This is a genomic window from Marinobacter psychrophilus (assembly GCF_001043175.1).
GTDB classification, from domain to species: Bacteria; Pseudomonadota; Gammaproteobacteria; order Pseudomonadales; family Oleiphilaceae; genus Marinobacter; species Marinobacter psychrophilus.
On record NZ_CP011494.1, the window covers coordinates 3,440,086 to 3,463,482 of the forward strand.

The 23,397-nt window shown below is 54.1% G+C and carries 20 protein-coding genes and 1 pseudogene; 11 read left to right on the plus strand and 10 right to left on the minus strand.

Features of this window, described 5'->3' with window-relative positions:
* The first annotated feature begins 87 nt into the window (after nt 1-87).
* The 9 genes from paaA (at nt 88) to ABA45_RS15665 (ending at nt 8,805) form a co-directional block, all read left to right on the plus strand.
* A complete protein-coding gene (gene paaA / locus ABA45_RS15625) occupies nt 88-1,077 on the plus strand; it encodes a 1,2-phenylacetyl-CoA epoxidase subunit PaaA (RefSeq protein ID WP_048387675.1) in 990 nt (329 codons plus the stop codon).
* Nucleotides 1,078-1,103: 26 nt separating this feature from the next.
* Entirely contained in the window at nt 1,104-1,385 is a 282-nt protein-coding gene (gene paaB, locus ABA45_RS15630) for a 1,2-phenylacetyl-CoA epoxidase subunit PaaB (protein WP_014872580.1), read from the plus strand.
* 10 nt (nt 1,386-1,395) lie between these two features.
* Entirely contained in the window at nt 1,396-2,160 is a 765-nt protein-coding gene (paaC, locus tag ABA45_RS15635; protein ID WP_048387677.1) for a 1,2-phenylacetyl-CoA epoxidase subunit PaaC, read from the plus strand.
* Nucleotides 2,161-2,187: 27 nt separating this feature from the next.
* A complete protein-coding gene (paaD, locus tag ABA45_RS15640) occupies nt 2,188-2,745 on the plus strand; it encodes a 1,2-phenylacetyl-CoA epoxidase subunit PaaD (RefSeq protein WP_048387680.1) in 558 nt (185 codons plus the stop codon).
* A 13-nt stretch (nt 2,746-2,758) separates the two neighbouring features.
* A complete protein-coding gene (gene paaE / locus ABA45_RS15645) occupies nt 2,759-3,838 on the plus strand; it encodes a 1,2-phenylacetyl-CoA epoxidase subunit PaaE (RefSeq protein WP_048387681.1) in 1,080 nt (359 codons plus the stop codon).
* A 16-nt stretch (nt 3,839-3,854) separates the two neighbouring features.
* The gene (paaZ, locus tag ABA45_RS15650) at nt 3,855-5,900 is read left to right on the plus strand and encodes a phenylacetic acid degradation bifunctional protein PaaZ (protein WP_048387683.1); all 2,046 of its coding nucleotides are present in this window, start codon (nt 3,855-3,857) and stop codon (nt 5,898-5,900) included.
* Between the two features lie 131 nt (nt 5,901-6,031).
* Nucleotides 6,032-7,027, plus strand: a complete 996-nt coding sequence (locus tag ABA45_RS15655; protein ID WP_048387685.1) for a TRAP transporter substrate-binding protein — start codon at nt 6,032-6,034, stop codon at nt 7,025-7,027.
* Entirely contained in the window at nt 7,028-7,546 is a 519-nt protein-coding gene (locus ABA45_RS15660; RefSeq protein WP_048387687.1) for a TRAP transporter small permease, read from the plus strand.
* The gene (locus ABA45_RS15665; protein WP_048387690.1) at nt 7,543-8,805 is read left to right on the plus strand and encodes a TRAP transporter large permease; all 1,263 of its coding nucleotides are present in this window, start codon (nt 7,543-7,545) and stop codon (nt 8,803-8,805) included. Before ABA45_RS15660 ends, ABA45_RS15665 begins: the two co-directional genes overlap by 4 nt.
* 116 nt (nt 8,806-8,921) lie before the next feature.
* On the opposite strand, the gene ABA45_RS19510 is transcribed toward ABA45_RS15665, so the two are convergent.
* From ABA45_RS19510 to ABA45_RS15690, 6 genes and pseudogenes are all read right to left on the minus strand, one after another.
* On the minus strand, nt 8,922-9,626 hold the full coding sequence (locus ABA45_RS19510) for an ABC transporter ATP-binding protein (RefSeq protein ID WP_048389162.1): 705 nt from the start codon (nt 9,624-9,626) through the stop codon (nt 8,922-8,924).
* Between the two features lie 210 nt (nt 9,627-9,836).
* A pseudogene (locus ABA45_RS19515) lies at nt 9,837-10,292 on the minus strand (hemerythrin domain-containing protein); the annotation flags it as partial.
* A gap of 15 nt (nt 10,293-10,307) precedes the next feature.
* Nucleotides 10,308-11,066, minus strand: a complete 759-nt coding sequence (locus tag ABA45_RS15675; RefSeq protein ID WP_048387693.1) for an ABC transporter ATP-binding protein — start codon at nt 11,064-11,066, stop codon at nt 10,308-10,310.
* Nucleotides 11,063-12,070, minus strand: a complete 1,008-nt coding sequence (locus tag ABA45_RS15680; protein WP_048387694.1) for a branched-chain amino acid ABC transporter permease — start codon at nt 12,068-12,070, stop codon at nt 11,063-11,065. Before ABA45_RS15680 ends, ABA45_RS15675 begins: the two co-directional genes overlap by 4 nt.
* Nucleotides 12,070-12,945 carry a branched-chain amino acid ABC transporter permease gene (locus tag ABA45_RS15685; protein WP_048387696.1) on the minus strand — a complete coding sequence of 292 codons (876 nt, stop codon included), beginning with the start codon at nt 12,943-12,945 and terminating at the stop codon, nt 12,070-12,072. Before ABA45_RS15685 ends, ABA45_RS15680 begins: the two co-directional genes overlap by 1 nt.
* 76 nt (nt 12,946-13,021) lie before the next feature.
* The gene (locus ABA45_RS15690) at nt 13,022-14,182 is read right to left on the minus strand and encodes an ABC transporter substrate-binding protein (RefSeq protein WP_048387698.1); all 1,161 of its coding nucleotides are present in this window, start codon (nt 14,180-14,182) and stop codon (nt 13,022-13,024) included.
* 443 nt (nt 14,183-14,625) lie between these two features.
* Here ABA45_RS15690 and paaX point away from each other — a divergent pair, with 443 nt between their 5' ends.
* Together paaX and ABA45_RS15700 are read left to right on the plus strand one after the other, a co-directional pair.
* Nucleotides 14,626-15,552, plus strand: coding sequence for a phenylacetic acid degradation operon negative regulatory protein PaaX (paaX, locus tag ABA45_RS15695; RefSeq protein WP_048387700.1), 927 nt, complete (start codon nt 14,626-14,628; stop codon nt 15,550-15,552).
* A 193-nt stretch (nt 15,553-15,745) separates the two neighbouring features.
* Complete coding sequence (locus ABA45_RS15700) at nt 15,746-16,912, plus strand: DcaP family trimeric outer membrane transporter (RefSeq protein WP_048387702.1); 1,167 nt, start codon at nt 15,746-15,748, stop codon at nt 16,910-16,912.
* A 59-nt stretch (nt 16,913-16,971) separates the two neighbouring features.
* Here ABA45_RS15700 and ABA45_RS15705 read toward each other — a convergent pair whose 3' ends face one another.
* The 4 genes from ABA45_RS15705 to ABA45_RS15720 form a co-directional block, all read right to left on the minus strand.
* Nucleotides 16,972-17,490, minus strand: coding sequence for a DUF2478 domain-containing protein (locus tag ABA45_RS15705; RefSeq protein ID WP_048387705.1), 519 nt, complete (start codon nt 17,488-17,490; stop codon nt 16,972-16,974).
* A 171-nt stretch (nt 17,491-17,661) separates the two neighbouring features.
* Nucleotides 17,662-19,377 (minus strand): dihydrolipoyllysine-residue acetyltransferase, encoded by a 1,716-nt coding sequence (locus ABA45_RS15710; RefSeq protein ID WP_048387707.1) that lies wholly within the window; start codon nt 19,375-19,377, stop codon nt 17,662-17,664.
* Between the two features lie 10 nt (nt 19,378-19,387).
* Complete coding sequence (gene aceE / locus ABA45_RS15715) at nt 19,388-22,054, minus strand: pyruvate dehydrogenase (acetyl-transferring), homodimeric type (RefSeq protein WP_048387709.1); 2,667 nt, start codon at nt 22,052-22,054, stop codon at nt 19,388-19,390.
* A gap of 446 nt (nt 22,055-22,500) precedes the next feature.
* Nucleotides 22,501-23,364, minus strand: a complete 864-nt coding sequence (locus tag ABA45_RS15720; protein ID WP_048387711.1) for a thioredoxin family protein — start codon at nt 23,362-23,364, stop codon at nt 22,501-22,503.
* Nucleotides 23,365-23,397 lie beyond the last annotated feature (33 nt).

Here is a 23,397-nt window from a genome sequence, read left to right on the forward strand (position 1 = left end):
ATATAGTATGAAGACATAGCCCGTGGTTCGTCGCGGAGCATTGCGGTTCAACTACAACAGACCAACAAGACAGATTCGGAGAGAGTTATGTACGCACAGCTCGTTGACACCGGTACCAAGCGCCTCAAAACCCGTGAAGAGATGTCCCCCGAAGAGCGGACCTTTCAGGACAAAATAGACGCCGAAACCAAAATCGAAGCCAAAAACTGGATGCCAGACGGCTACCGGAAAACCCTGATCCGCCAGATTTCCCAGCACGCCCACTCGGAAATTGTTGGCATGCTACCAGAAGGCAACTGGGTTACCCGCGCACCTACTTTGAAGCGCAAGCTGCAGCTGATGGCCAAAATTCAAGACGAAGCGGGCCATGGCCTTTATCTGTACAGCGCCATGGAAACCCTGGGTGCTGATCGCGATGAAGAAATTCAGAAGCTACACGACGGCAAAGCCAAGTACTCAAGCATTTTCAATTACCCGACCCTGAACTGGGCTGATATGGGCGCCGTGGGCTGGCTTGTGGATGGCGCGGCTATCGTGAACCAGGTGGTTCTGCAGCGCACATCCTATGGCCCCTACTCCCGTGCCATGGTGCGAGTCTGTAAAGAAGAAAGCTTCCACCAGCGTCAGGGCTTCCAGATTCTGTTGGACATGATGCGTGAAGGCACCCAAGCCCAGAAAGACATGGTGCAGGATGCTATTAATCGCCTCTGGTGGCCGGCGTTAATGATGTTTGGCCCGCACGACGACGAATCCCCCAACTCGCAGCAGTCCATGGTGTGGAAGATCAAGCGCAAGAGTAACGATGAACTGCGCCAGATGTTCATTGACCAAACCATTCCACAGCTGGAGTTCCTCGGCTGCACCGCACCCGACCCAGACCTGAAGTGGAACGAAGAAACGAATCACTACGACTTCGGCGCCATTGACTGGAAAGAGTTCTACGACGTACTCAAAGGCGATGGCCCTTGTAACCGTGAACGCATTTCCACACGCCGCAAAGCGATAGACGAAGGCACCTGGGTGCGTGAAGCCGCCGTTGCCTACGCCGCAAAACAAAAACAACGCGCAGCCGCTTAAACAGGCGCGTGGATAGGAGAATAATTATGTCTGAATGGCGCCTTTACGAAGTTTTCGTGCGCAGCAAGCATGGCCTTAACCACAAACATGTGGGCAGCGTGCACGCTGCTGACAATGAAATGGCCATGGAAAACGCCCGTGATCTTTACACCCGCCGCAGCGAAGGGGTGAGCATATGGGTGGTTCCTTCTGACACCATTACGGCCTCTGCCTCAGACGAGAAAGAAGTCCTGTTCGATCCGGCAGAAGACAAAGTGTATCGGCACGCGTCTTTCTACAAACTGCCAGACGAAGTCGGACACATGTGAGGAGCGACCCATGACTGAACAAAAAGCTCTGCAGGACTACCTGCTCCGCCTGGCGGATTCCGACATGATTCTAAGCCAGCGCCTTTGCGAACTGTGTGGCAAAGCCCCGGCGATAGAAGAAGAAATGGCCATAATGAACGTCGGGCTAGACTTGGTTGGCCAAGCGCGCAACTGGTACGAGTACGCCGCCGAACTGATTGACGACGGCCGTGACGCCGACAAACTGTGCTTCCTGCGGGACGCTCTCGACTATCGCAACCTGCTGTTGGTCGAGCAGCCGAATGAAGACTACGCAGTCACCATGGCGCGCCAGTTTTTCTTCGACGTATGGCACTACTTCACTCTGAAAAGCCTGGTAAATGCCAGCGATGAGCGCATTGCTAACATCGCCGCAAAAGCCGTTAAAGAAGCCACCTATCACTTGCGCCGCTCGTCAGAGTGGGTCAAACGCATGGGCGACGGTACCGAAGAAAGCCACCACCGCATTCAGGAAGCGTTTGATCTGCTGTGGCGCTTCACCGGCGAACTGGTGACGCCAGACGAAACCGATCACGCCATGTTCAAGGCCGGCATTGGCCCGGATCCAGAGAAACTGAAGCAAGACTGGTTTGGCATGGTGCGCGAAGTCGCAGCCCAAGCCACCCTAAATACTGGCGCGGAAGACGCCTGGATGTATATGGGCGGCAAAAGCGGCGTTCACACCGAACACCTGGGGTTTATCTTGGCCGAGATGCAGTTTTTGCCTCGCGCCTACCCGGACGCGACCACCTGGTAAATCTTTTTATAAAGGGGAGCACATCCGGTGAATGAACGTGAGCCATCGTCTGTAGACCTACTGATTGCCAGCGACCGGGTACCGGCCAGCGCCCACCCCGAACTGCTGACAGAAGACGCAATTTGGGCACTGCTGGATAACGTCAAAGATCCGGAAGTACCCGCCGTCAGCGTGATAGAGCTGGGGATTATTCGCGCCCTGAGTTGGAACGGCGAACATCTGAGCATTGATGTCACGCCCACCTACTCCGGTTGCCCTGCCACCGAGCTGATCGAAGAACTGATTGCCGAAGCCTTGCGCGCCGTTGGCATCCGCGATCCACACATTAATCGCGTGTTGACCCCAGCCTGGAGCACAGACTGGATAACGGACGAGGGCCGGGAAAAACTCCGGGTATATGGCATAGCGCCGCCCCAGGGCAGTGCCAGCAAAATGAGCCTGCTGGGCGCAGATGAAGTCATTACGTGCCCGTTTTGTGACAGTAAGCACACCGAACGAGTCAGTGAATTCGGTTCTACTGCTTGCAAGGCGCTTTACCGCTGCCTCGATTGTCTGGAACCCTTCGACTATTTCAAATGCATATAGAGCGGATACGACCATGAATAAATTCTACTCACTGGCCCTCAAAGAGGTCAGGCCGGAAACAAGAAACGCCGTATCCCTGTGCTTTGACCTGCCCACCCACGTGGCAGAAAAATTCAAGTACAAGCAGGGCCAGCACCTAGTGGTGCGCACTAAAGTAGACGGCGAAGAAGTGCGCCGCACCTACTCCATTTGTTCCAGTGTGAATGATCAAGAACTGCGTATTGCCATCAAACGTGTACCCGGTGGCGTATTTTCCAGTTTTGCTAACGACCTTTTGAAACCCGGATCCGTTCTGGACGTTATGCCGCCGCAGGGCCATTTCTCCGTTGAGCTGGACCCTGAGCGGAAAGGCAACTACCTGGCGGTCGCCGCTGGCAGTGGCATCACGCCTATTCTGTCCATTATTAAAACCACTCTGGAAACCGAGCCCAAGAGCGAGTTCACCTTGTTCTACGGCAACAAGGGCACCAGCAGCACCATGTTCCGTGACCAGCTGCAGGATCTAAAAAACGAATACATGACCCGTTTCAATCTGGTGTACATCTTCACCCGCGAAGAACAGGACATCGATCTTTACAACGGCCGCATTGACTCAGACAAGTGCGACCGGTTGTTCGACCACTGGATCGACGCCAAGAACCTGACCGCTGCGTTTCTTTGCGGCCCCCAGATGATGACCGAAACCGTGCGCGACTCACTGGCGCGCCACGGCATGGACAAATCGAACGTTCACTACGAACTCTTTACGCCTGTAGGAGGTGTGCCTAAGGCACGCAAAGACCGCGCTGAAAACAAAGTCGACCCGCAAGCAGTCAGCGTTGTCACGGTAAAAGCCGATGGCCGCTCTCTGACCTTCGACCTGGTGCGCGATACCAAGAGCATTCTTCAGGCAGGTAACGACGAAGGCGCCGACCTGCCCTACTCGTGCCAGGCCGGCGTGTGTTCAACCTGCCGCGCCAAGGTCATTGAGGGCGAAGTGGAAATGGACCAGAACTTTGCGCTGGAGGATTACGAAGTGGCCGCGGGCTATGTGCTGTCATGCCAGTGCTACCCCGTCAGCGACAAGGTCGTTCTTGACTACGACGAAATGTAATCCTGGAGTTTTTTGCATGTCAGTTCTTAAAAGCTTTATTGCCGGAGAATGGATTGGTGAGCGGCAGGCCAAAGCCCTGCCCAGCGCCATCAACGGCGAGATTGTGGCGCACACGCACGACGACACTCTGGACTTCAAAAAAGCCGCAGAATACGGCCGCCAAATCGGTGGCAAAAACCTGCTGGCCATGGATTTCCAGGAGCGTGCTCTGGCGCTCAAAGCCATGGCGATGTATCTGCAGGAGCACAAGAAAGAGCTGTACGCGCTGTCTATGCACACCGGTTCCAGCAAAGCGGATAACGGCTTCGACATCGACGGCGGCTTTGGCACTATGTTTTCCTACGCCAGTATGGGCCGGCGCGAGCTGCCGTCCGGCAACGTAGTGCGCGAAGGCCCAGTAACGCAGTTGGGCAAGAACAACCACTTCGCCGGCACTCACATTCTGGTGCCCCGTGGTGGTGTTGCCGTCCACATCGACGCCTACAACTTCCCGGTGTGGGGCATGCTGGAAAAGTTTGCGCCCACCTTTTTGGCGGGCATGCCATCCATTGTTAAGCCGGCCACCTCCACTTGCTACGTCACCGAACTGGCCGTGCGCCTGATGTACGAATCCGGTGCTTTGCCAAAGGGCAGCCTGCAGCTGATCATAGGCAGTACCGGCGACCTGTTCGAGCACCTGCAAGAGCAGGATGTGGTGACTTTTACCGGTTCGGCAAAAACCGCACGCATGTTGCGTAACCACCCGAACATCGTCCAGCGCTCGATTCCGTTCAACGCCGAAGCCGACTCGCTGAACAGCGCGGTTCTGGCCCCGGATGTCACCCCGGAACACGAAGAATTCGACCTGTTTGTTCGTGAAATCGGCCGCGAAATGACCGCTAAAGCCGGCCAGAAGTGCACCGCGATTCGCCGGATTATGGTTCCACAAAACCAAGTACAAGCCGTGTGCAACAAGCTTAAAGAACGGCTGTCGAAGATTACCGTCGGCGACCCTTCCGTTGAAGGCGTGCGCATGGGTGCTCTGGCGTCCATAGATCAACTGGAAGACGTGAAAGCCAACATCCAGGAACTGCTGAAAACCAGCGAACTGGTGATGGGCGGAGACGGCAGTTTCAAACCCACCGGCCCAGGCACCGACAAAGGCGCGTTTATCGAACCGCATCTGTTGTTGTGCCGTAACCCGGAAAACGGTTGTGGTGCCCACGACATAGAGGCCTTCGGCCCGGTTGCCACCATTATTCCCTACGACACCCTGGACAACATGGTGGAACTGGTTGCCAAGGGCCGCGGTTCACTGGTGACCACAATCACCACTCGTGATCCTGCGATCATTGCCAAACTGGCACCGGCGCTGGCCGCCTATCACGGCCGCCTGCACCTGCTGGACGCGGAAGCAGCAAAAGAATCCACTGGCCACGGTTCTCCCCTGCCTATGCTGAAACACGGTGGCCCGGGCCGCGCTGGTGGCGGTGAGGAACTCGGTGGCATTCGCGCGGTGCATCACTACCTGCAGCGCACGGCTATTCAAGGCTCGCCTACCATGCTGGCAGCGGTCACCGGCGAATACGTTCGCGGTGCCAAACTGATTGAAAACGACGTGCATCCGTTCCGCCGTCATTTCGAAGACCTGCAGATTTGTGAATCGCTGCTAACACACCGCCGTACTGTCACCGAAGCAGATCTGGTGAACTTTGGCTGTTTGTCCGGCGACCACTTCTACATGCACTTTGATGAGATCGCGGCCCGCGAAAGCCAGTTCGGCAAGCGCATTGCACACGGCTATTTTGTGCTGTCCGCTGCGGCAGGTCTGTTTGTGTACCCAGGCGAAGGCCCGGTATTGGCGAACTACGGTCTGGACACCCTGCGCTTCATTGAGCCGGTCGCGCCGGGCGATACCATTCGAGCCCGCCTGACTTGCAAGCGCAAGATTGATCAGGGCCGGATGTCACCAGATGGCCATCCACAAGGCGTGGTGGTGTGGGATGTTCAGGTCACCAATCAAGACAACGTTCTAGTTGCCAGCTACGACATTTTGACCCTGGTTGCGAAAAAGCCGGAGTAGCTAGTCTGGCCATAAAAAACCGCCAGCAGCGTTCAGCTCTGGCGGTTTTTTTGTATCGTTGGACGCTGAGCTTTAAACTGCACCGCTTTGATACATCCTTCCGGGTGCTTCATCACTTGAGGAAAACTACAATGAAAAAACTCACGTTGAATACACTGGTGTTTGGTCTTTCCCTGTCGTTGACCGGTACGGCTTTTGCGTCTGAATTTACCAACATGGATCCGATTACTCTGCGCTTGGCTCACGTGGTCAATGAACAGGATGGCTTTCATATTGCAGCCGTCAAATTTCAGGATTTAGTAGCAGAGCGAACCGAAGGTGCGGTGAACATCGAACTTTATCCGAACGCTTCGCTAGGTGACGAGCGCACTCTGCTGGAAGGTATGCAAATTGGCACCGTTGATATGGGCGTGATCACCAACGGCCCGGTCGCTAACTTTGTCGAAGAAATGGCGGTTTTTGAGCTGCCGTTTTTGTTTCCTTCACCGCAAGCCGCTTACGATGTGCTCGACGGCCCCATTGGTCAGGAACTGCTCGACAAGCTTTCCGAGGTTAACCTAAAAGGCCTGGCCTACGCCGAACGCGGCTTTCGTAATTTGACCAACAGCGAGCGCCCGGTCAACACACCAGAAGACATGAAAGGCCTGCGTATTCGGGTAATGGAAAATCCGGTGTATGTGGACACCTTCCGCGCACTGGGTGCCAACGCCATTCCGATGGCGTGGACGGAAGCCTTGACCGCCATGCAGCAAAACACCATTGATGGACAAGAAAACCCTGCCAATGTCATTCATTCCTTTAAGCTCTACGAAACCCAGGATTACATGACCCTTTCGCGGCATACTTACGCCCCGGCCATCTTCGTGATGGGTATGCCAGTCTGGAATAAGCTTCCAGAAGCGGCACAGGCTGTGGTCCTCCAGGCCGCCCAGGAAGCTGCCGAACATGAGCGCCAGGTAAACGCCAAGATGGAATCCCAGCAACTGGCCGAACTGCGCGAAGCCGGTATGCAGATTAACGACACCCCAGATATCAAGGCTTTTCAAGCCGCCGTAGTGCCAGTGTATGAGAAGTACGGTGAAAAGTTCGGTGATTACCTGCCACGTATTCTGGAGGCGCTCAAATAAGTGACTACTAAAACTCAATCGCTGTTAAAGCCGCTAAAGCGAATTGAGCAAGGGCTGGATGCGATCATCCAGCCCTTGGTCTTTGCCGGCATGGCGGCGCTGATTGGGGTGATTACCCTGCAGATTGTCTCCCGAGTGATGTTCAGCGCGGTCGGCTGGACTGAAGAAGTCGCTCGTTTTCTGCTGGTGTGGATCACTTTTTTTGCAGGCACCCTGGCTTTTCAGCGTGGCCGGCACATCGCCGTAACATTTGCCGTAGACGCCCTGCCTGTGCGCCTGCGACAAGCCGCGCGCATTGCCGGCACCCTGGCGGTATTGGCCTTTATGGTGGCACTGGTAGTGATTGGCTATCGTTATATGCAAGTTCAGAGCTTTCAGAAATCTGCGTCCTTAAGACTCTCTATGACCTATGTCTACTCCGTGATTCCGCTCTGCGCGGCCGTGATGAGTTGGTACGCTTTCGTCGATCTGTTGGAGCTTTTAATAGATGGCGAGCGTCGTGAGGAATCCGTTCCATGACGCTGCTACTGTTCGGGCTGTTTTTCGCGCTGATGCTGCTCGGTGTACCTATTGCCCTGGCGATCGGTGCCAGCACCATGATCGCGCTTAGCCAGGCTGGGGTACCTTTGATGGTGGTCACCCAGCAGATGTTTCAGGGTATAAATTCCTTTGCCTTGGTGGCCATTCCCATGTTCATACTGGCCGGCGACCTGATGGCGCAAGGCAAAGTGAGCGAGAGGCTTGTCAACTTTGCCAACTCTCTGTTCGGCTTTCTGCGGGGAGGCTTATCGATCGTGTCGGTGATGGCAGGAATGTTCTTCGCAGCAATTTCAGGCTCCGGGGCGGCGACCACAGCGGCGGTGGGAGCAAGTCTAGTCCCGGAGTTACGCAAAAAAGGTTATGACCCCGCGTCTGCTGCCAGCCTTATTGCTGCAAGCGGAACAATCGGGGTGGTCATCCCGCCGTCCGTACCCATGATTATTTATGCAGTGATTGCCCAGCAATCGGTATCTGAGCTATTCCTGAACGGCTTTTTGCCGGGGCTGGCTATGGGATTAGGGCTGATGGCCATTGCCATTACCCAAGCCTACAAGCGCCAATATCCCAAAGGCACGCCTTTCTCCCTGGCCACCATCTGGCGCACATTAAAAAGTGCGAGTTGGGGACTGATGACGCCAGTCATTATTCTGGGAGGCATATTCTCGGGAATCTTCACGCCCAGCGAAGCCGCGGTGGTGGCTGTGAACTACGCGTTGCTGGTCTCGCTGTTCATTTACCGGGATCTCAAGCTAAGCGATGTGTATCGCGTCTTGATTCGCTCGGCGATTACCACCTCTGTGATCATGCTTGTGATCGCCACCTCGGCGGTTCTGAGCTGGACGCTATCCAGCTGGCAGGTGCCCGGCGCTATTGCTGAAGCAGCGCTGTCTATCTCCACCAACCCTTACGTGATCATGCTGTTAGTGGTGGGCATAATCTTGCTGACCGGTGTATTTCTTGAGACCGCCAGCGCATTGATTATTTTAACGCCGGTGTTGCTGCCACTGGTACTTAAACTGGGAATTGACCCGATTCATTTTGGCTTGATCATCGTAGTCGGGTTGGCGATCGGAATGATCACCCCACCGGTAGCGATCAACCTTTATGTGGCTTCCTCAATCACTCAGCTGCCTTTGGAACGCATCACGAGGGCAATTATCCCTTACTTGCTGGGGTTGATCAGCGTGCTGCTAATGGTCGTGTATATTCCTATTCTGGCCGGCTGGTCAGGGCCTTGACTATTGGCTCGACAGAGCCAAAGTTACCCGCCAAAGCTTTCCTTCAAAACAAATAAAAGCAGATCAGCAAATGACTGATCTGCTTTTATTGATAGGGTGCGGAATTCTTTGCCCCATCACATACCCAGATAGGCCTCGCGCACTTTCTCGTTGCTCAACAACTCACGGCCAGAGCCTTCCACCACCACGCGGCCGGTTTCCAGCACGTAGCCACGGTCGGCCAGCGCCAGCGCCTGGGAAGCGTTCTGCTCCACCAAAAAGATGGTCATACCTTCGTTTCTGAGCGCTTTGATGATATTGAAAATTTCTTCAACAATCAGCGGTGCAAGCCCCATGCTGGGTTCGTCTAGCAGCAGCAATCTAGGCTTTGCCATCAGCGCCCGGCCCATGGCCAACATCTGCTGCTGGCCGCCAGACAGTTCGCCCGCCAGGTTGCGGCGTTTTTGGCGCAGTATGGGAAACTTCTCGTACATGCGCTCAATGTCGTCTTCCACTTCGGGGCTACGGCCACGGGTGTAAGCGCCCAACAGCAAGTTATCCTCAACGCTCAGGTCTTTGAATACCTGGCGGCCTTCGGGCACCTGCACGATGCCACTGGCAACCCGTTGATCGGTCGTTATCTTTAGCAGGTCTTTGCCTTCAAAGGTGATACTGCCGGCGTCTGTCGGTTGCAGCCCGGAGATGGTCATCAGCAGTGTGGACTTGCCAGCACCGTTGGCGCCCACCAGTGACACAATTTCGCCACTGTTAATGCGAATATCGACGCCGTGAAGTGCTTCAATCTGGCCGTAAGAGGTCTTCAGGCCCTTGATCGTAAGCATTTCCTCGGCAGCGTGCTGCGCAGTTCGACGTGGTGCATGACGCAATCCCAAGCCACCCAGGCGCTCCGGCGTGTAACTCACGATGCGATGCCGCAGCTCACGGAACTCATCCCGCACCCGCTCGCCAAACAGCGGATCATTGGCCTGGTCACGGGATTCGGTAATCAGGCGCCAGTCGTCCTCGCTGAGGAGCTTGCGCGCCCGCGGGATAACCACGCCTTCCTCTTTTTTGATGTGCTTACGCAAGGCTTCAGTAAACCGTGCCAGCGCATGGCTAAATTCCTCACGGCCGTTAGGCCAGCTCTCCATGCACCCCGTCAACAGATCACGAAGCTCGTTGATTTTCTGGTCACCAATCACGTAACCATGAGCAAGCTTGTCTAGCAGCGGCTTGGTTTCCGGCGACTTTTCTCCCAACAGTCGATACAGAACTATCTCAGCGGGGGAGCTGTGTACGCGCCGTGCGAAGTACTGTACATAATCGAAAATGTTGTTAAACAGGGTCTCATCAGGCTGCTGTTCGTTGATGTTCATATCGTGCTGAAGCTGGTCCAGCAAATCCAGTATGCGCCAAAGGGCCTGGTGTTCCTGCACGATGGTACTAATGGCCTGCACACTGAAACTGCCTTCAGGCGCCCTGTTGGTCGGTGTTTGTATCATTGTCATTATTTCTCGCTCCGTTTAACCGCCCAAGTAAGCTGCGATCACGTCCGGATTGGCACGAATCTGTTCCGGTGTGCCTTCCGCCAGCACACGCCCGTAATTAAGCACCAGTAAATGGTCGGAAATGTTCATGACCAACTTCATGTCGTGCTCAACCAACATCACGGTAATGCCCTGCTCGGCAATCTTGCGGATTAACGCCTCCAATGCGGTGGTTTCCACCGCATTCAAACCGGCGGCGGGCTCATCCAGAAGAATAATTTTCGGCTCTGCCGCCAACGCGCGAGCAATCTCCAGTCGTTTCAGCGCACCATAAGACATCGCCGAAGCCTCAGCATTGATATACTCGCCACAACCCACAAACTCCATCAGTTCGGCAGACTTGGCGTAAGCGGCTTTTTCACCCCAGGTTAGCGCCGGCAAGCGGAAAAGCGTGGTCAACAGATTGCTTTTCAGGGTCAGGTGACGGCCCAGCATCACGTTTTCAATCGCCGACATATTCATGCAAATCTGCATCTGCTGAAAGGTGCGACACATACCCCGCTCTGCGAGCTGGCTAGGCTCCAGTTTTGCGATGCTTTCGCCGTTCAGCTTTACGTCGCCCCCTGTGGGCGTGTACAGACCGGTAATCAGGTTGAACAGCGTGGTTTTACCAGCGCCATTGGGCCCAATTACCGAATACACTTGCCCCGCGTCTACCGCGAAACTCACACCTTCTACGGCATGCACACCGCCAAACGCTTTGGACAGGTTATTCACTTCCACCAGAGCCGTCATGCGTCACCTCCGGCGGACTTTGAGCGTCGTTTTGCCAGGAAATTAGCCGCGGTTGGAAGCAGCCCTTTAGGCATGAAAATCATGGTCAGCATCAGAATCAAGCCAAACAGTACCATCTCGAACTCTTGAAAATCGGCCAGCACTTGCGGCAACAGTTCCAGAACCACGGCACCAATAATCACTCCGATGGTCGAGCCCATACCGCCAAGCACGATCATCGTAATCAGTAAAATGGAAAACTCAAAACTGGCTATCGCAGGTGTGATAAAGCCTTGGAAATGCCCATAGAGCGCGCCCATCACACTGGCGAACACCGCAGACACCACAAACACCAAGCTCTTGTATTTGGCCGTATTAACACCCACCACGCTGGCCGCCACCTCCGAACCGTGTACCGAGCGCAAAGCGCGGCCAATCGGTGAATCAACCAGGTTCTGCGCCAGCCAAACTACTGCCAGCAGAACCACACCGGCGAATAGATACCAGGCCAGATCACCACTGATGTCTATCCCGAACAATGAATACTGGCCAAAGGCGCTAAGCTCCCAGCCAAACACATCAAAGGCGGGTACCGGCATGCCATCCGGCCCGCCGGTTATCTGCCGTTCGTTGTTCAGTATGATGTAAATAATAAAGCCCACAGCCAGAGTCGCCATAGACAAATAGTGACCTTTCAAACGCAAAATTGGGCGGCCAACCGCCCAAGCAATCAAGCCCACACAGGTCGCACCCACAATTAGCGCCGGTATGGCAGACCAGCCGTAATGACTGGTCATAATGGCGTTGAAATATGCCCCCAGGCCGAAAAAGCCGGCGTGGCCCAGACTAATCTGGCCGGCAAAGCCCACCAGCAGGTTAAGCCCCACCACGGCGCCAGCGATCAGCGCGATTTGCGTGGCCAGGCTGTAATGAAAGGGGTTGGAAATAAGCAAAGGCAAAGCAAAAATCACAATGGCCAGGACCACCAGGCCCTTTAAACGGAATTGAGAGAATTTTTCAATCATCACACCCGCTCCACGACTTTGGCGCCAAACAACCCGCGAGGCATGAAGAACAACACCAGCAGAATCATCGAAAAGGCTACTGCATCTTTGTAGTCAGACGACAGATAACCTGCTGTCATTGCCTCCACCACACCCAGTGCCAGCCCGCCAACAACAGCACCTACACCACTACCCAGGCCGCCAATGGCCGCTGCCACAAAGCCTTTCAAGCCAAGGATGATGCCAATATCGTAAGAAGTGAACGTGATAGGAGCCACCACAATACCGGCGATTGATCCGAGCAGTGCAGACACCATAAACGCCAGCATCAACACCATCTGGGTACGAATACCCACCAGGCGCGCGGCGTCTTTGTTCATAGAGGTAGCAAGAATCGCTTTACCGGTCATGGTGCGGGTGAAGAAATACACCAATATCGCAACCAGCACCGCGCCCACTCCCAGCACCCACAAGCTCTGACTGTTCAGTACGGCACCGAATATTTGAATGGGTTCGTCACTGCTAAAATTGGGCATCACGTGGAATTCCTTGCCCCAAACCAACTGCGCCAGACCACGGATAAAAATAGATGCGCCAATGGTGATAATGATCAGCGTGACAACGTTCGCATCTTTTGCCGGTGCAATTGCCAAGCGCTGCAAGGCAATACCCATAACACCCGCAAGAACAACCGCTAACACAATGGCAAGCAGCATCGGCACGCCCATCGACATTAACGACACGGTCGCCATACCACCAATCATCAGAAACTCGCCCTGGGCAAAGTTAATGACGTGGCTGGCATTGTAAATAAGCGTGAAACCCAAAGCGATCAGGGCGTAGGTGGCGCCAATGGTGATACCGGTAAACAGGTACTGCAGGAATTCAGAGAACATAATCGGGTCCGCTCATGCAGCGGCTGGCAACCACCCCGAAGAGCGGATGCCAGCCTTTAGTCCGGATAAAAAAGGTTTAGTCGACCAACGTCCAGCTGCCGTCCTTAACTTCCAGAATGCGGAAGGATTCAGCGGTAAGACCGTTATGATCGTCGGGAGACATATTGAAGGTACCGGTCACGCCTACGTGGCCCTGAATATTTTCAAGAGCTTCACGCACAGCTGCTTTATCGGTGCTGCCGGCGGTCTCTATGGCTTTCACTGCCAGCCTCAAACCGTCATAAGCGTAGCCACCAAAAGTAGAAACCTTCGAATCCCAGCGAGCTTCATATTCACTTTTGTAAGCCTGAACCACAGCCTTCTGTGGGTCTGAATCTGGCAAAGAATCCGGAACCAGTAAAGGCGAAGCTGGCAGCCTCAATCCCTCGGCACTGTCGCCGGCCAATTCCAGAAAGCTGTCGGAAGCAACACCATGAGACTGGTAAAACGGCAAATCAATGCCCAACTGGGCGTAGTTACGGGTAACAATGGCAGGGCCCTGGCCAAAGCCAAAATTCAGAATGGTTTGAACATCGTCGGTGCCGCGGATATTGGTAAGCTGCGCCGTCATATCGGTGTCTGAAACGCCGTAGGTTTCGTCCGCAACCACTTCAATGTTACCCATCTCCCTAGCCACAGCAATGGTTTGCTCGCGGCCAGAACTGCCGAAGCCACCTGTGCCGGAGATTAAGCCAATTTTCGTAAGGCCACGAGATTCCATATCCGAAAGAATGCGCTCTGCCGCCATACGGTCAGACTGCGGTGTTTTGAACACCCATTTCTTTACTGGCGTTGTAATAACCGTCGCGCCCGCCAGCGAAATGAAAGGAATCTGGGCCTGTTCAATCAGAGGAACCGCCGCCATGGTCGCACCCGTGGTACTGCCACCTACAATGATATCCACACGGTCTGAACGAATCAGCCGGCTTGCAAAGTTACGAGCTTTAGAGGCATTGCCAGCGTCATCGTAGTGAATCAATTCAAGTTGACGACCAAGTACCCCGCCTTCTTCATTGATTTTCTCAACGTACATTTCCAGGGTTTTGAGCTCTGGGTCACCCAGAAAGGATGCAGGACCGGTCACTGACAAAAAAGATCCAATGCGGATGGGATCGGCAGCCTGGGCACTCATCGCCACCAGTACAGCCGCTGTGATGGCTAAAAATTTCTTCGTATAGTAAGAAAGTGTTCCATTCATTGTTTTTTTTCTCCACAGAATAAGGTCGGAATCATTTTGTTTTTATGCGTTTGATTTACCGACTATTACAACGAGTTCTCAAGACAGAGCTGGGCATTTTCGTATCACTTACCCCCCACCCGGAAGCCTCACTCATTAATTATATCTAGCAGCCATCTCGCTCCAAAAACAGCGGCCACAACACAGTGCCAGACAAATACGATACCAACAATATGTGTAATTAGAAAATATTGTATCATTACATTGATGTCAACTGCGGCGGCCGTACAGGCTGCGGCTTCTTGACCGTCAGCGTCAGTTTAGATCATTGCTCACACAGTGCCCGATGGTGAACTGACCCGCCGCCTTTACCTGATGACGCCAGAGAGATATGGTTCATTTCTCGCAATATTAAGCACTCTGATAGCGCCGAACGCTGCCGGAAAATAATTTAAGAGAAGAACATGTCAGCAAAAAGTCAGCTTGCCAGTCTGATACAGGATTTTCAGCAACAACGCCCGGTACGTGCAGGTTCTCTGATCATCACCATTTACGGCGATGTCATCCATCCGCGTGGCGGTAATGTCTGGTTAGGCAGTGTGATGAAGCTGGTCGCGCCTATGGGCATTAACGAGCGTCTGGTCAGAACGTCGGTTTACCGGTTGGTGCAAGAAAGCTGGTTGCAGGCTGAAAAAGTGGGTCGCTGTAGTTATTACAGCATAACCGGGGACGGCCTCAGGCGTTTCCGGCAGGCGTTTGAGCAGGTTTACAGTATTGGTGACGACGACTGGAACGGCGGTTGGTGCCTGACATTACTGAATCAGCTTGAACCTGAACTGCGGCAAAAAGTGCGCGAAGAGCTCAAATGGCTTGGCTTTGGCAATCTATCGCCCACCATCATGCAACACCCGCGCTTCAAACCCGAACAATTAACCCCGTTATTACAAGAATGGGGCGCCTTCGATGACGCTATTGTGATGCAAACCCACCCAATTGAACCACGCAACTCAAAAGCGCTGCGCAGACAGATTAAAGAAAGCTGGAATCTGGATGAACTGGGTTTGCGCTACAAACGCTTCTTGGGAAAATTCCGCCCGCTATGGCGGGAGCTTAACAATAACGACAACCTAAGCCCCGAAGACTGTCTAGCCGCACGGCTTCTGCTGATTCACGAATACCGAAAAATACTGCTGCGCGACCCTTTTCTGCCTAACGAGCTATTGCCAAATGATTGGGAAGGGCACAGCGCCAAGCAGCTGTGCCGAAACCTTTACCTCGCAATTTACGCGCGCTCTGACGAATTCCTGGCCTGTAATCTGGAAAATGCATCTGGCCCGCTGCCTGTCCCGGGGGCTGGTTTTTACCGCCGCTTTGGGGGGTTAATGCCGTAAAACGTAAACCTTCTACCCTTGCGCTCTGAGCAACAGTCTTCACTCATAATGCCACTTCCGGATTAACCCAAATAGCCCAAGAGCGTAGACTTTAGTCTAATAAACAAAGAATAGTGATTGAATTATATGCGCTTGGCAACTAGCTTAGTGCCCGAGTCTTACAACAATAAATAAATATGTGGAGCTAATAACAATGCAAAGCAACAAATTGAGAATGGCCATTCGTGCGACGGCTGCTGTGGCAGTTCTTAGTATGGCCGGTCCGGCAAGCGCAGTCGACTTCACGGCCGGCGATTATGAAATGTCTGTTTATGGCTATGCGCGGCTCAATGCCACCTATGACATTGATGAGGACATCGCCGGCCGCGGCACCCGCTCTGGCGACTTCTCAAAAATCAACGTCGGCGCGGACGAAGACGACGAAGTGGGCGGTAATTTTGGTGCCGACGCATTACAGAGCCGCCTCGGTTTCAAGGTCATGACCCCGGAAGGCGTCAAAATCGTCGTGGAAGGTGACTTCCGCGGTACACGTGGAGATAGCACCGGCGATTTCCGCCTTCGCCACGCTTTTGGTGAATACAATGGCGTGCTGATCGGCCGCTACTGGTCCAACTACAGCAGTTTCGTGGGCAACACTTCGCAGCTGGAATTTGACGGTGTACCTGGAAATGCTGGCTACCAGTTCCGCGCCTCTCAGGTCCGCTACACCACCGGGTCCCTGTCTGTGTCTCTGGAGGAACCAAGCACCCGCATTGCCTCAGCCGGATCTCAATCCGTAAAAACGGAGATGCCGGCGATTACGGCCCGTTTTGAGAGCTCCATGGACAGCTTGAGCTACTCGGCTGCGGCCATCGTTCGCCAAGTCGGCTATGACACCGGCACAGAGGATGACAGCGCCATAGGCGTAGGCGCTTTTGTGGCCGCCAAGCTGGCCCTGAACGACACGTTCTCCATTCAAGGTCAGGTAAACGTTTCCGAGGGCGCCAACGGTTATTTGTGGCGGTCCGGCAGCAATTACTATGGCCAAGATGCCTATATTGATAGCAATGGCGACCTCGAGACCATCTCTGGCTATGGCGCCAATCTGGGCGTGTCTATGAAGACCGGCGACGGCTCGTCGGTGAACGTCGTCTACGGCGTGACCGAACTTGATCTGGACGATGCAGTAGCGGACACCTTGACCAGCGGAATTACATCAACCGCCAGTGAAAGCAACAGCACGGCCGCAATCAACTACCAGTGGAGCCCGGTAAAGAACGTCAACATGGGCGTACAATATGCCTTTCACATGGTGGATAAAGTCAACGGCGATAGCGGTGATGCAAGCCGCATCCACTTCGCAGCTCAGTACAACTTCTAAAGCGTATTGTTAAGCGAACAAAAGATGCCCCGGACTTCCGGGGCATCTTTTGTTCAAGCCTACCTACTAAAAACCCCATCACACCACTGCTTCACAGCCGCCCCAGAAAACGGCAGATCAACCGCTTCCCCACCGCCAAACTCGTGCCACTGTTTCAGGAATTTCCGCTTCACCACCGTCAGCACCGGTATACCTGCATCAAGCAACTGAACGAACTCCGCCCGGCAACCTTTGCCGTCAATCTCCTGCTGTCCGAAACGATTCACAATGGCCAACCTGGGCGGATTATTTATTGCCCCACGCAAAACGCCGGTCGCATCCGCCAAGCCAGACGGATCCAGGCAGCAGGATTGCGATTCTTTGCCCAGATTCTGGGCTATCGAGTATTCGGTGCCGGTTTCCACATCTTGCACCGCCATGGGCTCGCGGCGCAGGCCCTGCTCGTTCAGCGCCATGGCCAGGCCCGCCACGCGAATGCCCTTACGGTTGTAATGATTGGCCAAGCTGTGCAGCAGCGCGTCTACGGGCTGACTGTCGTTGTCGTAGATAATCGCTGCCAGCTGTAATGGGTGTGCCATGAAGACCGTCCTGAAGCGTGTGTCGGCGTTTTCTGTTGAAACAACCCGCGCTATAAAACACAAAAAGGGCGCAGATTGCTCTACGCCCCTAGTGTACTGACTTGCACCGCCAAAGCGGTTGCTTTAGGTCAGGGACCGGTGCGGTTAATCAACCGACCCCCTCACTCTTGCTTACAGCAACAGGGTACGAATATCACCCATTAGCCGAGCCAGCGCCGAAGTAAAGCGCGCTGCGTCTGCCCCATTCACCGCACGGTGATCGTAAGACAGTGACAACGGCAGCATCAGCCGCGGCTGGAAGGCTTTGCCGTCCCAAACTGGCTTCATCGCCGCTTTGGACACACCCAGTATTGCCACTTCCGGCGTATTCACGATTGGCGTAAAGGCCGTGCCTCCAATACCGCCAAGGCTGGTAATGGTAAAACAGGCGCCCTGCATTTCTGCCGGCTTCAGCTTCTTTTCGCGGGCTTTCTGGGCCAGCTCTGCGCTTTCAGCCGCCAGTTCCCACAGGCCTTTCTGGTCCACATTACGAATCACCGGAACCATCAAGCCATGGGGCGTATCCACTGCAATACCAATGTGGATGTACCTCTTGTGTACAACTTCTTTGCGATCCATATCCAGGGCGACGTTGAACTGGGGCAATTCAGCCAGAGCCGCGGCACAGGCCTTGAGCATGAACGGCAGCGGCGTCATTTTCACGCCTTTCTTTTCACCCAATGGCTTCAACGATTTACGGAAATCTTCCATATCGCTGATGTCGGCGTCTTCGAACTGGGTGACGTGTGGAACGTTCAACCAGCTGCGGTGCATGTTCAGCGCCGTAACAGACATCATGCGCGACATGCCTTCCCTTTCAACTTCACCAAACTGGCTGAAATCTGGCAATTTCACGCCAGGAATGCCGCTGCTGCCAGCGCCAGGCACTACGGCGCCCTGCTGTGCCTGCTGCAGCTGAGCCTTCACATAGCCGTGCACGTCGTCTTTAACAATACGGCTTTTCGGGCCGGAGCCTTTCACCCGGGCCAGGTCTGCACCCAGTTCACGGGCCAGCTTGCGAACCGCAGGGCCGGCGTGCACTTTGCTGCCGGCGGCGGGCACCTCATAGGTCACCGAACCGGTATCCGCGGGTTTGGTTTTGGTATCGCTAGCCGCAACCGGCGACTCGGGCTTGGCGGGCTGTTCTGATTCGGCTGGCTGCTTCTTGCCAGCATCGTTACTATCAGCCGGCGCTGAATTGTCAGCGTCATCTGCGCTATCGTCGCCGTCATCTGCGCTATCTTCGGTGATGATCATTTCCAGCAGGTCGTCGCCTTCGGAAATCTTATCGCCTTCTTTAACCAGAATCTTGCCGATTTTGCCGGCGAAGGGCGATGGGATTTCCATGGTCGCCTTGTCGGACTCCACGGTGACCAGCGCGCTTTCCACGTCAACGTCGTCGCCTTCAGACACGTTAAGCTCGATGATCGGGATGTCATCAAAACCATCCAGGCCAGACACTTTGACGATTTCTGTGCGCGTGCCGCCGGATTTTTTCTGCGGCGCCGGCTTGCTGACGCTGTCGTCCGACTTAGCCGGTGCGACATCGCTCTGGGCTTTGGGCTCAGGCTCTGGCGCGCTATCACTTGCACCATCTGAACTGCTCGCACTATTAGAACTAAGAGTACCGACTAAGTCGCCCTCTTTGATCTTATCGCCCACTTTAACGATAATTTTGACGATTTTACCCGCAGCCGGTGACGGCAACTCAACCGAGGCCTTGTCGGTTTCAACTGTCAAAATCGGATCTTCTTCAGCCACCGAATCACCGGCGCTGACCAGTATTTCAATAACTTCAACTTCATCTGCCCCGCCTAGATCGGGGACCCTGATTTCTTGCTCGCTCATAGCGGTCTCCTTAGCGGTGCGCCGGGTTCGGTTTGTTGCGATCGATTCCGTACTTGCGCATAGCTTCAAGAACCTGTTCGTGCTTGATCTCGCCGTCTTTCGCCAGAGCAGACAGTGCTGCTACGGCAACGTGGTAACGATCAACCTCAAAGAAATCACGCAGTTTTTGACGAGTGTCGCTGCGGCCAAAGCCATCCGTACCCAAGGTCAGAAAGGTTTTGGGGATAAACGCCCGAAGCTGTTCAGAGTGCAGCTTGATGTAGTCGGTAGACGACACAACCGGGCCTGTTTGGCTTTCCAGGCACTGGGTGACATAGGCTTTGCGGCCTTTGTCATCCGGGTGCATCAGGTTCCAGCGCTCTACATGTTGGCCGTCGCGGGCCAGTTCGTTAAAGCTGGTGACACTCCACACATCGGAGCTGACGCCCCAATCGTCTTTCAACAGCTCGGCAGCGGCATTCACTTCGTTCAAGATGGCGCCAGAGCCCAGCAACTGAACCCGCAACTTAGTTTTGCCTTTACCTTTTGCTTCCACCGAACTGAACTTGTACATGCCTTTGATGATGCCATCGGCACAACCTTCAGGCATCGCTGGCTGAACGTAGTTCTCGTTCTCCATGGTGATGTAGTAATAAACGTTGATGTTCTCTTCGTACATTTCCTTCATACCGTGATGAATCACCACAGCCATTTCGTAGGCGTAAGCCGGATCGTAAGCTTTGCAGTTAGGTATGGTGTTGGCCAGAATATGGCTGTGACCGTCCTGGTGCTGCAAGCCCTCACCATTCAGCGTGGTACGCCCTGCGGTACCGCCAATCAGGAAGCCGCGAGCTTGAATGTCGCCAGCAGCCCAGGCCAGATCGCCAACGCGCTGGAAACCGAACATGGAATAAAACGCGTAAAACGGAATCAGCGGAAAGTTGTTGTTGCTGTAAGACGTAGCAGCCGCAATCCAGGCCGCCATAGCGCCGCCTTCGTTAATGCCTTCCTGCAGAATCTGACCCTTTTTGTCTTCACGGTAATACATGATTTGATCGCGATCAGGCGGCACGTACTTCTGCCCTTCCGAGGTATAAATACCCAGCTGGCGGAACATGCCCTCCATACCAAAGGTTCGGGCTTCATCAGGAACAATCGGCACAACGCGTTTACCCACACGCTTGTCTTTTGCCAACGCGCTCAGAATGCGCACGAACGACATAGTGGTGGAGATTTCACGACCGTTAGAACCTTCCAGTACCTGTTTGAAGATATTCAGGTCGGGAATCTGTAGTGCCTGGCTGTTTTTACGACGCTTGGGATAAAAACCACCCAAGTCCTGCCGGCGCTTCCTCATGTACACCAGCTCGGGGCTGTCGGGCGCCGGGCGGTAGTACGGCACGTCGTCTAGCTCTTCGTCTTTCAGCGGAATCGCGAAGCGGTCGCGGAAGTCTTTCAGAGTTTCGGTGTCGAGCTTTTTCAGAGAGTGAGCCGTGTTGGTGGCTTCGCCAGCAGCACCAAAGCCATAACCTTTGATGGTATGAGCCAAGATAACGGTTGGCTTACCATTGGCCTCCGTCGCTGCTTTCTTATAAGCGGCATACACTTTGTACGGGTCGTGGCCACCGCGATTAAGCTTTTGAATGTCGTCGTCGGTCCAGTTTTCAATCATCTTGGCCAGCTTCGGATACTTGCCGAAAAACTGCTTGCGAGTTGCCCCCGGGCCAGCATTTGTGAAAGCCTGCAGTTCGCCGTCAACCACTTCGTCCATGGCGCGTTGCATGGTGCCGTCTTCGTCTTGCTCAAACAGCGGGTCCCACATGCGGCCCCAGACCACTTTGATCACGTTCCAGCCAGCACCGCGGAATGAGCCTTCCAGTTCCTGAATAATCTTGCCGTTGCCGCGCACCGGGCCATCCAGGCGCTGCAGGTTGCAGTTCACCACAAACACCAGATTGTCCAGGTTTTCACGGCTGGCCTTGGAAATACAGCCCAGAGTTTCGGGCTCGTCACATTCACCATCACCAATGAAACACCACACTTTGCGATTTTCCATTTCGACCAGTTCGCGGCTGTCGAGGTACTTCATGATGTGAGCCTGGTAAATGGCCTGAATCGGGCCCAGGCCCATAGAAACCGTGGGAAACTGCCAGTAATCAGGCATCAGCCACGGGTGCGGATAGGATGACAGCCCGCCGCCGTCGACCTCTTCGCGATACTTGTCTAGCTGCGCTTCTTCAAATCGGCCTTCCAAAAAGGAACGGGCGTAGATGCCCGGCGAGGCGTGGCCTTGGAAATACACAAGGTCTGACTCGCGTTTTTCATCGCCACCGTGGAAGAAATAGTTAAAACCTACATCATAGAGCGTGGCCGCAGACGAGAAGGTAGAAATATGACCACCCAGTTCACCCGGACGTTTGTTGGCACGCACGACCATCGCCATGGCGTTCCAACGGATCAGAGAACGAATACGGCGCTCCATGAACAGGTCGCCCGGCATACGTGCTTCTTGTGCAAGCGGGATCGTATTACGGAATGGCGTGGTGATGGCATAAGGCAGCTGGGTACCATCGCGGCTGGCGCGCTCGGAAAGGCGTTCCAGAATGTACTTGGCTCGGTCTACACCCTCCTGTTCGATCAGTGATTCGAGTGCGTCAAGCCACTCTGTGGTTTCAATCGGATCGTCGTCCTGGTACATCAAATACTCCATTAAGCATCTAGAAAAATGCGGCCCAGTCGCCGTACATGACGGGCTGTGCTGCTGAGTCAGTCAGTGGGGCTTGCGGCGTTGGGGCCGTAGCGCCGATTAATCGTTCATAAACAAGCATAGGTCAGGTTTCACAAATTGCGTCTGACAGATCGCAAACTGCTTTTGGAGTTGACCGGCATTGTAGTTTTTTTACTACAATTTATCGAAATTTTTTAGTTAACCCTGGAAAAATAGGAGTTAATTTCGATTCCTTACGGAATAATGACGTTTTTACACCTTCCAGACAAGTCACACTCGACCAAGGTCGAACACTGTTGACTCTATGTGACTTCGTTTTCAGCCCTGAACCTTCTACGTTTCACTTTGAATAATATGCAAAAAACGGGCTTACCGTGAGGTGAGCCCGTTTTTTTGCATAAAGACTAAATCGCTACTTAATGCATCAAGGTATACAACTTGCGCCGGTAGGTGCGCACGTCGGCATTGTTGTTGCCCAGCTTTTCAAACAGCTCCACCAACGTTGTCTTGGCCACTTCATTTTTATACTTGCTGTCTACCTGAATCAGGCGAATCAGCAGCTCCATCGCCTCGGCGTTGTTTTCTTTTAATACATTATGCAGCGCCAACATGTGCAGCGCATTAGGGTCTTGTGGGTCCTGCTCCAAAGCCATTTCCAGGTCGGTCTGGGGCGGCAGTTCTGCGGACTGTTTCAAAAACTTGATGCGGGCCGCCAGCTGTTTGGCCTGGTGCTGCAATTTTTCTTCCGGAGGCAGACTGTTGTAAATTTGTTCGGCGGTGTCCAGATCACCCATTTCGGCTTTGATCTGAGCCAGGTCAATCAGCACTTTCAGGTTTTCCGGATCTTTCTGGTTCATATCGCCCAAAATGGCCAGGGCACCATCAAGATTGCCCTCTTCCCAGAGCGCGTGAGCTTTTTCGAAAGGGTCCTCGGCGGGCGCCTCTACATACTTGTCCAGCACTTTGCGGATATCGCTCTCCGCTAACGCACCGTTAAAATCGTCTACCGCCTGGCCATCTTTCACCAAAATAACGGTTGGCAGACTTCGCACACCCAAGCTGGAGGCAAGTTGTTCTTGCTGGTCGGCATTCACTTTGGCCAGTAAAAAGGCGCCCTTATACTCTTCGGCCAACTTTTCCAGCAGTGGCATCAGCTGTTTACAAGGCGCGCTCCATTCCGCCCATACGTCTACCAGAACGGGTGTTGTCGCAGAGGCTTCCATCACCTGCTGCTGGAAGTTTTCCATTGTGGCTTCAAAAATGTAAGGAGAGCTGCTCATTGGGACACCTGAATCTGTCGCTGTTTATCGTTA

Excerpts from the sequence above, each read along its gene's own strand:
- paaA (WP_048387675.1), top strand. The coding sequence starts at position 88 with ATGTACGCACAGCTCGTTGACACCGGTACCAAGCGCCTCAAAACCCGT.
- paaB (WP_014872580.1), top strand. The coding sequence starts at position 1,104 with ATGTCTGAATGGCGCCTTTACGAAGTTTTCGTGCGCAGCAAGCATGGC.
- paaC (WP_048387677.1), top strand. The coding sequence starts at position 1,396 with ATGACTGAACAAAAAGCTCTGCAGGACTACCTGCTCCGCCTGGCGGAT.
- paaE (WP_048387681.1), top strand. The coding sequence starts at position 2,759 with ATGAATAAATTCTACTCACTGGCCCTCAAAGAGGTCAGGCCGGAAACA.
- paaZ (WP_048387683.1), top strand. The coding sequence starts at position 3,855 with ATGTCAGTTCTTAAAAGCTTTATTGCCGGAGAATGGATTGGTGAGCGG.
- ABA45_RS15655 (WP_048387685.1), top strand. The coding sequence starts at position 6,032 with ATGAAAAAACTCACGTTGAATACACTGGTGTTTGGTCTTTCCCTGTCG.
- ABA45_RS15665 (WP_048387690.1), top strand. The coding sequence starts at position 7,543 with ATGACGCTGCTACTGTTCGGGCTGTTTTTCGCGCTGATGCTGCTCGGT.
- ABA45_RS19510 (WP_048389162.1), bottom strand. The coding sequence starts at position 9,626 with ATGCTTACGATCAAGGGCCTGAAGACCTCTTACGGCCAGATTGAAGCA.
- ABA45_RS15675 (WP_048387693.1), bottom strand. The coding sequence starts at position 11,066 with ATGACGGCTCTGGTGGAAGTGAATAACCTGTCCAAAGCGTTTGGCGGT.
- ABA45_RS15680 (WP_048387694.1), bottom strand. The coding sequence starts at position 12,070 with ATGATTGAAAAATTCTCTCAATTCCGTTTAAAGGGCCTGGTGGTCCTG.
- ABA45_RS15685 (WP_048387696.1), bottom strand. The coding sequence starts at position 12,945 with ATGTTCTCTGAATTCCTGCAGTACCTGTTTACCGGTATCACCATTGGC.
- ABA45_RS15690 (WP_048387698.1), bottom strand. The coding sequence starts at position 14,182 with ATGAATGGAACACTTTCTTACTATACGAAGAAATTTTTAGCCATCACA.
- paaX (WP_048387700.1), top strand. The coding sequence starts at position 14,626 with ATGTCAGCAAAAAGTCAGCTTGCCAGTCTGATACAGGATTTTCAGCAA.
- ABA45_RS15700 (WP_048387702.1), top strand. The coding sequence starts at position 15,746 with ATGCAAAGCAACAAATTGAGAATGGCCATTCGTGCGACGGCTGCTGTG.
- ABA45_RS15705 (WP_048387705.1), bottom strand. The coding sequence starts at position 17,490 with ATGGCACACCCATTACAGCTGGCAGCGATTATCTACGACAACGACAGT.
- ABA45_RS15710 (WP_048387707.1), bottom strand. The coding sequence starts at position 19,377 with ATGAGCGAGCAAGAAATCAGGGTCCCCGATCTAGGCGGGGCAGATGAA.
- aceE (WP_048387709.1), bottom strand. The coding sequence starts at position 22,054 with ATGTACCAGGACGACGATCCGATTGAAACCACAGAGTGGCTTGACGCA.
- ABA45_RS15720 (WP_048387711.1), bottom strand. The coding sequence starts at position 23,364 with ATGAGCAGCTCTCCTTACATTTTTGAAGCCACAATGGAAAACTTCCAG.